The 13,431-nt window shown below is 50.3% G+C and carries 1 protein-coding gene; it reads left to right on the forward strand.

Features of this window, described 5'->3' with window-relative positions; all coding sequences use genetic code 11:
* Nucleotides 1–13,428 (forward strand): type I polyketide synthase, encoded by a 13,428-nt coding sequence (locus tag JNUCC22_RS08665; protein ID WP_216062270.1) that lies wholly within the window; start codon nucleotides 1–3, stop codon nucleotides 13,426–13,428.
* The last annotated feature ends 3 nt before the right edge of the window (nucleotides 13,429–13,431 follow it).

Consider the following 13,431-nt stretch of genomic DNA (forward strand, 5'->3'; position numbering starts at 1 on the left):
GTGAAGAACTTCAATAAGCAAATCACTTTATCGCTGAAAAATCCGTTTATTTTACATCATGACGTTTACGGACAAAAAGTCCTTCCGGGATTGGCTTATATTGATATGTTTTATCAGATTTTCAAAGAGCGCGGCTATTCATACGACGGGCTTCAGCTGCGCCATTTATCCATATATCAGCCGCTTATTGCGAAAGAAGACAGCGCCGTCAAGCTTACGGTTGAATGTACAAAGGTAAAAGAAGGGCGCTGGAAACTTACCGCAAAAGGGGCTGAGGTCAGCGGCGGACGAGTACAGCCGGAAGAACGTATTTACGTCAAAGCGGAAATGCACGAGACGGCACCCGCAATTTTCAGTGACACGCTTGATCTTGACTCTGTCAAACGCGAGGCGGAACGCACCATCGATTTAAATGAGCTGTATGCACAATGCAGAAGCCAGGAATTGGTTCACAGCGGATATATGAAAGCAGAAGGAGAAGTGTTTGAGGAGCGGGACGGCGTCATCTTTGATGTATCGCTCGGAAAAGACGCGATGGGACAGGCCGGGGGGTTTTTGTTCCATCCGACTCTCCTTGACGGAAGCGGCGTCGGCGCAAACCTATTGATCTCATCGCTGTTAAATGGGGAAAAGAGGCTGTTTCTGCCTCTTTTCTACGAATCTTTTACAGCTTCCGAACCTTTGCAGGCCGGCTGCATCACGAGAATCAAACGTTCGTCGCTTCGGCAGGAAAAGGAGCTCATTTACATTACACTGGAGTTTTTTAACGCATCCGGCCGAAAAGTAGCCGAGCTGAAAGATTTCACAAGCAAGCTCGTGCGGGATGCCGAGCTGATCAATACAGAACGAAAGACTGCTGAGAAGTCTCCTGAAAAAGCCGGTTTACCGGAAGTTGCGGCATCGCTTGAAGGCGGACACCCGCATGAGGAAGCAGAGCGGTATGTCATGAATCTGATGGCGGAAAAAATCGGCAAGCCGCTTGAACAGATTGATTCTCAAGTCGGCTACTATGAAATGGGGCTGACATCGTCCGGACTGCTTGACGTCGTCGAAACGATCAGCGAAAAAATCGGCGAAACCCTTTCTCCGACTTTGCTGTTTGAATATACGACGGCAGCAGAGCTGGCAGCTTTCCTGACTGAGCAGTACGGGAGCCATTTCAGCGCGTCTCCGGCAAAAATGGAGAAGCCGGTTGAGCCGCAAACAGAGAGAAGAGGGAAAAGCAGTGTTCCGCAAGATGAAGATATCGCGATTATCGGCATGGCCGGCCGCTACCCGCAGGCCGAAAATATTCATCAATTCTGGGAAAACCTGAAAGAAGGAAAAAACTGTGTCACCGAAATTCCGGAGTCTCGCTGGGACTGGCGCCGGTTTGAAAATGTAAAGTCGCCTTCCGGAAAGAGCATTTCAAAATGGGGCGGATTTATTGATGATCCGGATTGCTTTGATCCCCAATTTTTCCGGATTACGCCGCGGGAAGCTGAAACAATGGACCCTCAGGAACGGCTGTTTTTACAAACATGCTGGGAAACGATTGAGGATGCCGGATATACGCCGAAGTCGCTCGCAGAGGCGCGCGGACGGAATAAGAGACAGCGCGTCGGCGTCTTCGCAGGGGTGATGCATAAGGATTATACGTTGGTCGGGGCTGAAGCTTCTTCTGAAGATCATGTATTCCCGCTTTCTCTTAATTATGCGCAAATCGCAAACAGAGTTTCATATTTTTGCAATTTTCACGGGCCGAGCATGGCGGTCGATACGGTCTGTTCATCTTCGCTGACTGCGGTTCACCTTGCTGCGGAAAGCATTCGGCGCGGGGAATGTGAATCGGCGGTTGCCGGAGGGGTCAATTTGTCGCTGCATCCGAATAAATATCTGACATACGGTTTATGGGACATGTTTTCAACAGACGGGGTTTGTCATACATTCGGGAAAGACGGAGACGGCTATGTACCGGCTGAAGGAATCGGTGCCGTTTTATTAAAACCGCTGCGAGAGGCGGTAAAAGACGGCGACCGGATTTATGCGGTGATAAAGGGCAGTGCCGTCAATCACGTGGGGACAGTGAGCGGAATTTCCGTGCCGAGTCCTGTCGCGCAGGCTGATTTGATTGAAGAATGCCTGGACAAAGCGGGCATCGATCCGCGCACGGTCAGTTATATTGAGGCGCACGGGACGGGAACTTCTCTCGGCGATCCGATCGAGGTTCAAGGCCTTGTCAAGGCGTTCCGCCAGTACACACAGGACAAACAGTTCTGTTCGATCGGATCAGTGAAGTCCAATATCGGCCATGCGGAATCGGCTGCGGGCATCAGCGGCTTAAGCAAGGTTGCCCTGCAGCTTCACCATAAAACTTTGGTGCCGTCTCTTCATTCGGAGGAGCTGAATCCGTATTTAGATTTTGAACAATCACCGTTTTACGTCCAGCATCATACCGAAGCATGGCAGCAGCCATCAGTGACGGAAAACGGAAACGAAACCGTATATCCTCGGCGTGCGGGCATCAGCTCTTTCGGGGCGACAGGTTCAAACGTGCATCTCATTCTGGAGGAATTTATCCCTGAAGAATCACACGGAACAAATGCTGAACCGGCAGAAGAACAGACATTCATTTTCCCGGTTTCAGCCCGGAATGAAGAACGGCTAAAAGAGTATGTTGCGAAGCTGTCTGCATTTATTCATCCCGGCCTGCCGCTTGAGGATGCGGCGTATACACTTCAGATCGGCCGTGAACAGATGGAGGAGCGGGTTGCGTTCACCGCTCAGAATATGACACAGCTCAAAGAGCGGCTGGAAGGCTTTCTGGCGGGTAAAACGGTCAGCGGGTGCTGGCGGAACCGAGCTGATAAAAGCAAACAGGCAGAGCTTGCTCCGGACTTGATACATAAATGGCTTTCTTCCGGGAGACTGGAGATGATTGCCGAAAAGTGGGCCGGCGGAGGAACGATGGATTGGAATCTCTTGTACGGTGAAAACAAACCGAATCGGATCAGCCTGCCGACGTATCCGTTTGAAAAAATCCGGTATTGGGTGCCGAAGGCGGAGAAAAGAGAATCGCTGCCGCAAAAAAATGCAGGCATGCTGCATCCGCTCCTGCATGAAAATGTATCAAACATGTCAGGCGTCCGTTTTCGGTCCTCGTTTAGCGGCGGAGAATTTTTCCTGAAAGATCACGTCGTCAAAAACGAGCGGACGTTACCGGGCGCGGCTTATCTGGAAATGGTCCGGGCGGCCGTTGAACATGCGGCAGAAACGAAGGAAGAAGGAACAGTCCGGCTGAAACATGTCGTATGGATACGTCCGTTTACAGCGGCGGATGAGTCCGCAGAACTGTATCTCCGCCTTTATGACGAAGAAAATGGAGAGATGGGATTTACGGTTTACAGTGAATCGGCTTCCTCGGAAGAAGAGCCCGTACTCTATGCGCAAGGAAGCGCAGCGTTTGTCCGAGCGGGCGAACCGGCCAAAATCGAGATTGACAAATTAAGAGAGTCACGCCGTCTGATCACACCTGACGCTTGCTATCAGGCATACAAACAGATGGGGATTGAATACGGGGATGCTCACAAAGCGGTCACGGAAATCTATGCAAAAGACAGCGAAGTGCTCGCGAAGCTCTCACTCCCGTCATCTATTTCTCATACAAAAGATCAGTTTGTCCTCCATCCGAGCCTTTTGGATGCGGCCTTCCACGCGACAATCGGGTTAATGCTTGACAGAGACGGGACTGACATACGGCCGATGCTGCCGTTTGCTCTCGAACAGATTGATGTGTTGAAAAGCTGTAAAAGCGATATGTGGGTTTCCATTGCGTACAGCGGCGAAAGCAAGCCTGAAGATGCCGTGCAGAAGCTGGATATTGATGTATGTGACGAACAAGGCAATGTATGTGTGAAAATGACTGGTTATTCCGCACGGGAAATTGAAACGGATAAAACAGATACACTATATTTTGAACACGTATGGGAAGAAAGGGCCGCTGTACATGAAAAAGCGCCGATCCATTTCAAAGCCCGTCACGTGATGATATCTGACCGGTTTACGGATCAAATGAACAGCATACAGACAGACTTCAGCTGTCATGTGCTCCGTGATCAGCATAAGAGTGAAGACGAACGATTTGAAGCTTGTGCGCTTCAGGCGTTCGAAGAAGTGAAGAAAATCCTCGCTTCAAATTCCGGCGGGCGCGAGCTCATTCAGATTGTCGTGCCTCAAGAAGCGGATACGCAGCTCCTTTGCGGTTTAACAGGGCTTTTGAAAACAGCGGCGCTTGAAAACCCGAACTTGACAGGCCAGCTGATTGAAACGGAGCCGGACGTCAAGGCAGACACGCTGTCCCGATATGTAAAAGAATGCAGCGCTCATCCTGATGACAAGCATATTCGCTATGAAAACGGCAGGCGCTATACGGCACAATGGCAGGAAACAGGGCTTGAACAGTTCGGCGCCGAAAAGCCGTGGAAGGATAAAGGTGTTTATCTGATCACAGGCGGTGCGGGCGGACTCGGATTTTTATTCGCCAAAGAAATCGCCCGGCATGCAAAAGACGCCGTTCTTATTTTAACGGGGCGTTCTCTGTTGGATAACCGTAAAAAAGCCCAGCTTCAAGAACTGTCCGATCTCGGCGCGCAAGCTGTGTACAAACAAACGGACATGACGGAAAAACAAGAAGTTCAATCGCTCATAGCGGACATCTGTCGGCAGTACGGCGGATTAAACGGTATCATACACAGCGCCGGAACGATAAAAGACAACTATATTCTCAAAAAACACAAAGATGAAATCCGTGATGTACTGGCGCCAAAAGTCTCCGGGCTGGTTCATCTTGATGAAGCGGCAAAGGACATTGAGCTTGATTTTCTGATTCTTTTCTCTTCCGGAGCCGGAAGCGCCGGAAGCGCGGGCCAGGCTGATTATGCGATGGCCAATGCGTTTATGAACGCCTTCAGTGAAAAAAGAAACCGTAAAAAAGCCCGAAATGAACGCTATGGACATACCCTTTCAATCTGCTGGCCGCTTTGGAAAGACGGCGGCATGACGGTTGATGCTGAAACGGAAGCCATGCTGACAAAAGAAAGCGGCATGGTCCCTATGCAAACAGAAAACGGCATTCATGCTTTGTACCGCGGGTGGGCGGCAAACACATCCCAAGTCATGGTGACGGAAGGCTACGCCGCAAAAATCCGGACGTTTCTGAAAAAATCAGCGGATGATCAGCCGGATAAGGGCAGCGAAACGGAAGAAACGGCAGGTCTTACAGCAGGCGGAGAGAACATGCTTGCAGAAAAAACGGAGCATTTCTTGAAACAAGTGCTTTCGGAAGTGACCAAACTTCCTGTCGGCAAAATTGACGCCAAGGCGCCTATGGAAGATTACGGTATTGATTCGATTATGATTATGCATTTGACGGGCCGGCTGGAAAAGAGCTTCGGCTCATTGTCAAAAACATTGTTTTTCGAGTACCAGAATATCGAATCGCTGGCGCAGTATTTTATGAAAGCACACCGGGACACGCTGCTGGAAGTGACCGGGATGAAAATAGAAGAAACCCCTGCAGCCAAACCTGCGCTGTCTGAGAAAGCGAAAGTAAAGCCCGTTTTCAAACGGAATGAAGGCAAAAAAGGCTTTGCGCAAGTCCGTCCAGACACTCTGGAAAATCAGCAGCTGACGGAGCGTGAAGATATCGCAATTATCGGTATATCAGGACGATATCCGCAGGCCGAAAATCTTCAGGAATTTTGGAAGAATTTGAGTGAAGGCACTGACTGCATAACCGAAATTCCAAACGATCGCTGGGATCACAGTCTTTATTACGACGCTGATAAAGATAAAGAAGGCAAGACGTACGGAAAATGGGGAGGATTTTTGAAAGACGTGGACAAATTTGATCCGCAATTCTTCTCTATTTCGCCCCGGGATGCAAAATTGATGGACCCACAGGAGCGGTTATTCCTGCAATGTGTCTACGAAACGATGGAAGATGCCGGTTACACGCGCAAAAAGCTCACGGAAAAATCGGGTGATTTGCTTGGCGCCAATGTCGGTGTTTACGTCGGCGTCATGTACGAGGAATATCAGCTTTACGGAGCCGAAGAACAGGCGCGCGGAAAATCGCTTGCGCTGACCGGAAATCCGTCATCAATTGCGAACAGGGCTTCCTATGTATTCGGTTTTAACGGCCCGAGCATGGCTCTGGATACGATGTGCTCTTCTTCTTTAACAGCCATTCATCTGGCATGCCAGAGCTTGCGGAACGGGGAATGCGAGGCAGCATTTGCCGGTGGTGTCAATGTATCCGTTCATCCGAATAAATATTTGATGCTCGGCCAGAACAGATTTTTATCAAGCAAAGGCAGATGTGAAAGTTTCGGAGAAGGCGGAGACGGTTATGTGCCCGGTGAAGGAGTGGGCGCCGTACTCCTTAAGCCGCTTTCTAAAGCGAAAGCGGACGGTGATCATATTTACGGCCTGATCAAAGGAACGGCCGTGAACCATGATGGAAAAACAAACGGGTATTCCGTACCGAATCCGAACGCCCAAGCCGCGGTGATCAAACAGGCGTTAAAAGACGCGGGAACCGATCCGAGGGCGGTCAGCTACATCGAAGCCCACGGCACCGGGACTTCACTCGGCGATCCGATTGAAATCACGGGTCTGACAAAAGCCTTTTCAGAACAAACACAAGATAAACAGTTTTGTGCCATCGGCTCAGCGAAATCCAATATCGGCCACTGTGAAAGCGCGGCGGGCATCGCCGGGCTGACGAAGGTGCTCCTGCAAATGAAGCATAAGCAGCTCGCACCGTCATTGCATTCCCGGACGCTTAACCCGAATATTGATTTTCCGAGTACGCCGTTCAAAGTGCAGCAGACGCTTGAAGAGTGGAAAAGACCGGTCATAAATGAAAACGGAGTAAATAAAGAATTGCCGAGAACCGCGGGGCTTTCCTCATTCGGAGCCGGCGGCGTCAACGCTCATATTGTCATCGAAGAATATTCCGCTGATGAGGATAAGGAGACGGCTTATGCTGCGCCTCATCCGTCGATGATCGTCCTTTCCGCGAAAAATGAGCAACGGCTTCAAAAACGGGCGGAACGTCTTCTTGATGCGCTGCGGAGCGGGCGTTACCGGGAAGCGGATCTGAGCCGGATCGCATATACACTTCAAATCGGCCGTGAACCGATGGAAGAGCGTCTCGGAATGATTGTCAGCAATTTGCGCGAGCTTGAAGAGAAGCTTGACGAATTTACGGACGGCAAGGAGTCAATTGACCAGCTCTACCGCGGACAAGTCAAACAGAATAAAGACACGATGGCGCTGTTTGCGGCTGATGAGGACATGGAAAAAACCATTGAGGCGTGGCTTGAAAAAGGCAAAGCCGCAAAGGTATTAGAGCTTTGGGTGAAGGGCCTTCCGCTGAATTGGGATAAGCTGTATCAATTGGGCAGACCTCAAAAAATCAGTCTCCCGGCCTACCCGTTTGCAAAAGACCGTTATTGGATCGACACATCAGCTGATGCAGCTGTCAAAAGACCGGCCGACACACAGTCTGCGCCGATCGCACCGGCGGCCGCCCCGGAACCGGTCATTGAAGTAACAACTCTTCACGAGGAGACTGTCAAAGAAAAACCGTCAAACATTACACTGCAGTCTTTGAGCGGCGCGAAACCGAAAAGAACCGTACAGCCCGCTTCCCGTCCGGCGGTTTCCGCTGAAAAAGTAAGTGCCGTATTGACCGAAAGTTTGGCAGACGTTTTATATATGGATGCCGACGATATCGACGCAGACGACACATTTATTGATATCGGCATGGATTCAATTACAGGTCTTGAATGGATAAAGTCTGTTAATAAAGCATACGGCACGTCCCTTACGGTGACGAAAGTATATGATTATCCGACAATCCGCCAGTTTGCGGCCTTCTTGCAAAAAGAGCTCGGGACAGAACCGATCCTTGAGGAAGCAACCGAACCGCAGAAAACAGAAGCCGTGAAAAAACCGTCAAACATCATGCTGCAGCCTTTAAACGCTCATAAGCAGCATGTGATCCAAGCAGAAGCGGATATTCTGGAGGCGATGTCAGAAACGGCAGCTTCCGCCGAACCGGAAGAACCGATTGAAGCGGTGCATGATGAGTTATCAAAAGCACTGGCTGATGTATTGTACATGGAGCGGCATGAAGTAGATATTGATGAGGCCTTTATTGACTTGGGTATGGATTCGATTACCGGTCTTGAATGGATAAAGGCCGTCAATAAACGGTACGGCACGGACTGTAACGTAACGAAAGTGTATGATTATCCGACAATCCGTCAATTTGCCGATTTTCTGCGTACGCAGCCGTCTGTCCGCGGAAGAAAAAAACAGACGGTTCCCGTACGTCCAAAGCCGCTTACGCAGCAACATGCCCCGCAGGAAAAAACACCTGCCGAGCCGGAGAGATTAACGGTTCAAAAGGAACCTGAACCGGTGCAGGCCAAACGGGAGCCTAAAGACGAGATAGCGGACGCGATAGCCATCGTCGGCATGTCGGGCAAGTACCCGGATGCGCCGGACCTAAAGACGTATTGGGACAACTTAGCCCGTGCGAAAAACGCCATTCGCGACATCCCGCTTTCCCGCTGGGATGTAAACAAATACTATGATCCGGCCTTAAACAAGAAGGGCAAAGTATACTGCAGATCAATCGGTATGCTTGACGGCATTGAAGAGTTTGATCCGCTGTTCTTTAATATATCTCCGTCTGAAGCGGAACTTATGGACCCGCAGCACCGGATATTTTTACAGGAAGGTTTTAAAGCCTTTGAAGATGCGGGTTACAGCTCAAAAGAATTAAACGGGAAAAATTGCGGCGTTTATTTGGGGATTATGAACAATGAATACGGCATGATGTTAAACAAACATCAGACAGGAGGAAGCGCGACGGGCAACAGTTTCAGCATCGCGGCGGCCCGCCTGCCTTATTATCTCAATTTGAAAGGGCCGGCCATTCCGATCGATACGGCATGCTCTTCATCTCTCGTCGGGACTCATTTGGCGCGTCAGGCGCTGTTGAATCATGAAATTGACATGGCGCTTGTCGGCGGTGTGACCTTGTATTTAACGCCTGAATCATACATCAGCATGTGTGAAGCCGGAATGCTGTCTCCTGACGGCCAATGTAAAGCATTTGATAACAGTGCGAACGGATTTGTGCCTGGCGAAGGCGCGGGGGCGCTCGTTTTGAAGAGGCTGAAAGATGCGGAAGCCGATCAAGACCATATTTACGGAGTCATTATCGGATCTGGAATTAACCAGGACGGAAAAACCAACGGCATTACCGCACCAAGCGCGAAAAGCCAAATGGATTTAGAGCGCCAAGTGTATGAAGCGCACAACATCCACCCTGAGAGCATCACCTATGCGGAAATGCACGGCACCGGCACAAAGCAGGGGGATCCGATTGAATTAGAAGCCCTGTCTTCTGTATTTAAGGAAAAAACGGACCGCAAACAATTTTGCGCCATCGGTTCGGTTAAATCGAATATTGGGCATACGTCGGCGGCGGCAGGCGTAGCAAGCGTCCAGAAGGTTCTGCTGTCGATGAAGCATCAGCAGCTTGTGCCGACCCTTCATTTCAGCACGCCGAATGAACATTTTGATTTCGATGACTCGCCTTTATTTGTCAATACCGAACTCAAACCTTGGGAAACAGGCGGAGCACTGCGGCGGGCCTGTGTCAGCTCATTCGGCTACAGCGGCACAAACGCTCATCTCGTTATCGAAGAGTATCAGCCGAAAGACCGGGGAAGCCGTAAGCCTGATGAGACAAACATTTTTGTGCTGTCGGCGAAAAAAGCGCCTCAGGTAAAAACCTATGCCGAGTCTGTGATCGAATTTGCAAAAGCCAATCAGAATATCAATCTTTCAGATATGGCGTACACGCTTCAAACCGGGCGTGATGCGATGGATTACCGTCTTGCGGTTACAGCCGGTTCGAGAGAAGAACTGGTCAGCCGTTTAACCGATTTTGTAAACGGAAATACGGGTGAAGGGATATATCAAGCCCATATCAAAACGGCTAAAAAAGAAATCAAAGCATTTGAAACGGACGATGACCTGAAGCAGCTTGTGAGGTCATGGTTCGATAAGAAAAAATACGCCAAAATAGCAGAATTGTGGGCCAAAGGGCTCCAGATGGACTGGGACAGACTCTATCAAGGCGAAAAACCCCGCAGAATCAGTCTGCCGGCTTATCCGTTTGCGAAGGAGCCGTACTGGCTGCCTGAGCCGAAAGTCATACCGCAGGAAACAGAAGACCGGCGCGAGGCTGTGCTTTTAGAAAAGCAATGGGTTCCGTGTGAGATCGATTCGGCCGGTGAGAAAAGCGGCAGGACGGTCATGATTCTGGCTGATGGAAGAACAGCGGAGCTAGCCGAAGAGACTGCAAAGCATTTCGCTGACTCATTCATTCTCCCGGTCGATTCGGCTGACACTGCAGCTAGCGATTGGAATCACATAGATGGCGCAATCGATCTGACGGGATGCGGAGACGAAGACCCTTCACTGGAAGGGATCAGCCGGCTCCAGACTCTGATTGATACAAGCCGCCGGCAGGCGCGGCCGCTGACGCTGCTATATGTAACAAAAGGCTTGGAGCCATTTCAGCAGAAAACGATTCATCTTGCAGGAGCGGCAAAAAGCGGCCTGTACAGAATGCTTCAAAATGAGTATCAAAACGTGACGTCCAGACACATGGATGCCGATACAGATACGGATCAGCAGACGCTTGCCAAACAGATTGCAGATGAATTTGCGGCGGACAGCACAGAACCGGAAATCTGCCGCCGAAACGGACAGAGATACCGTGCTTTATTCAGGGAGATTCCAAGCGGGAAGCGAGCAGAACATAAGCCCGCACCGTTTCCTGAAGACCATGTGCTTTTCATTACCGGAGGCACGAGGGGACTGGGTCTCTTATGCGCCCGCCATTTCACAGAAAAACACGGCGTGAAAAAAGTAGTGCTGACAGGCAGGGAGCCGATTCCTCCCCGCGATGAACGGTCAGCCGTTAATACGAGGCTGAAAGAGAAGATACGGGCGATTGAAGAGCTTGAAGCAAAAGGAGTGCAGGTGGCGGTGATCAGTCTGAAATTGTCTGATCATGATGCGGCGGCAGCGGAAATTGAAACGATCCGGCGCACGATGGGACCGATAGGCGGCGTCATTCACTGTGCGGGATCGGTTAATTCAGTAAATCCGGCGTTTATCAGAAAGACTGCCGACGATATACAAGAAGTGCTGGAACCGAAAGTCGCCGGGCTTCAAACATTAAGCAGCCTTTTCACAAATGATCCTTTGAAATTTTTTGTCTTATTTTCTTCAGTATCTGCAGTCGTTCCGGCGCTCGCGGCGGGACAGTCGGATTATGCGATGGCAAATGCGTACATGGATTATTTCGCGGCGGCTCATCAGCATCAATATCCGTTAGTCAGCATTCAATGGCCGAACTGGAAGGAAACCGGATTGGGTGAAGTCCGCACAGAAAGCCTGAAGCAGACCGGGCTGCTGGGACTGTCCAACGCGGAAGGACTTGACTTGCTGGACCGCATTTTATCTGAAAACATCCGCCCGTCCGTTCTGCCGGCTATCATTGATCGGAGCGAATGGCATCCTGACAGGCTGCTCTGTCAAGAGAAAAAACAAAAAGAGACTGAAGCCGTAATAACCGGCAAAGCCGCTGAAAAACATTCAGACAGAGAACTGCTTCTTGATACGAAGGCGTGGCTTGTGAAACTGTTTTCCGATGAGCTGAAAATCGCTCCGGAAGAACTGGAAACAGACGAACCGTTTCAGGATTACGGGGTTGATTCGATCATTTTAGCGCAGCTTTTACAGCAAATGAATCAAGCGCTCAAAGAGGACTTAGATCCGTCTGTTTTATATGAACATCCGACGATTGACGCGTTTGCCGAATGGCTTGTATCCAATGGGCAGCCGCTGCTTGCAGAAAGGGAGGAGCCTGATACACAAATCTTGGTTCCGGCTGCCGTACAAACGGTTCACACTGAACAAAAGCGTGATGCCGTAACTGAAGACATTGCCGTCGTCGGAATGAGCTGCCGTTTTCCGGGAGCGGAATCGTTAGAACAATATTGGGACTTGCTGAGAAGCGGCAGGTCCGCAATCGGCTTCGTCCCGGCGGAACGTTTCGGATATGCAAATCAATACGTTGCGGGATTGATTGACAATATGGATCACTTTGATTCCGAATTCTTTTTCATTCCGGAAAACGACGCGAAAGCGATGGACCCTCAGGCATTGGCGGTGTTGGAAGAGAGCTTGAAACTTTGGTGCCATGCCGGCTATTCCCGTGAAGAAATCAAGGGTATAGAGGCCGGTGTGTATATCGGAGGCCGCAGCCAGCATCAGCCTGATCCTGAAATTCTTGCGAATACCCGCAACCCGATCGTTGCGGGCGGGCAGAATTATTTAGCGGCAAACGTTTCGCAATTTTTTGATCTGCGCGGGCCGAGCATCGTGCTTGATACGGCTTGTTCATCGGCTTTGACAGGAATGAACATGGCCGTTCAGGCACTGAGGAGCGGCGATATCAAAGCGGCGGTAGTTGGCGGTGTCAGCCTGCTGAACACGGATGCGGCGCACCGGATGTTCCAAGAGCGCGGGCTGTTAAACGAAAAGCCGGCATTTCACGTATTTGACAAGCGTTCAGGCGGAGTTGTCCTCGGTGAAGGCGTCGGCATGGTGCTGTTAAAAACAGTAAGCCAGGCGCAAAAAGACGGCGACACGATACACGCGGTCATTAAGGCCGCCGCCATGAACAATGACGGCAGAACGGCAGGCCCGTCAGCTCCTAATATGCAGGCGCAAAAAGATGTCATGCAAAGCGCGCTTTTCAAAAGCGGCAAAAAGCCGGAAGACATCAGTTATATCGAAGCAAACGGATCGGGTTCCGCTGTAACTGATTTGCTTGAGCTGAAGGCGATTCAATCCGTATACCGCTCTGGCCAGCATGTTCCGCTCGGCATCGGGTCAATTAAGCCGAACATCGGGCATCCGCTTTGCGCAGAAGGCATCGCAAGCTTCATTAAAGTCGTATTAATGCTGAAGCATAAACAAACGGTTCCGTTCCTCTCAGGAGATGAACCGATGCCGCATTTTGATATAACAAAGACAGATTTTCATTTTCATAAAACAGCCGGCGAATGGGATGCATCCAGACCGTCAGCAGCCATCAACTGCTTTGCCGACGGCGGAACGAACGCCCACGTCATTCTGGAAGCTTGGGAAGAAAAAGATACCCGAATGAAAAGAAAGCCGCTGCCGGTACCGTCATTAAGACGTAAGGCTCTGGTAAAAGAACCTGACGTACTAGCGGAGAAACAAGAGCTTCCTGCGAAAAAAATGTTTTGGAAAGCATTTAAATGAGAG

Source organism: Bacillus sp. JNUCC-22 (assembly GCF_018861275.1).
In the GTDB taxonomy this organism is placed as follows: Bacteria; Bacillota; Bacilli; order Bacillales; family Bacillaceae; genus Bacillus; species Bacillus velezensis.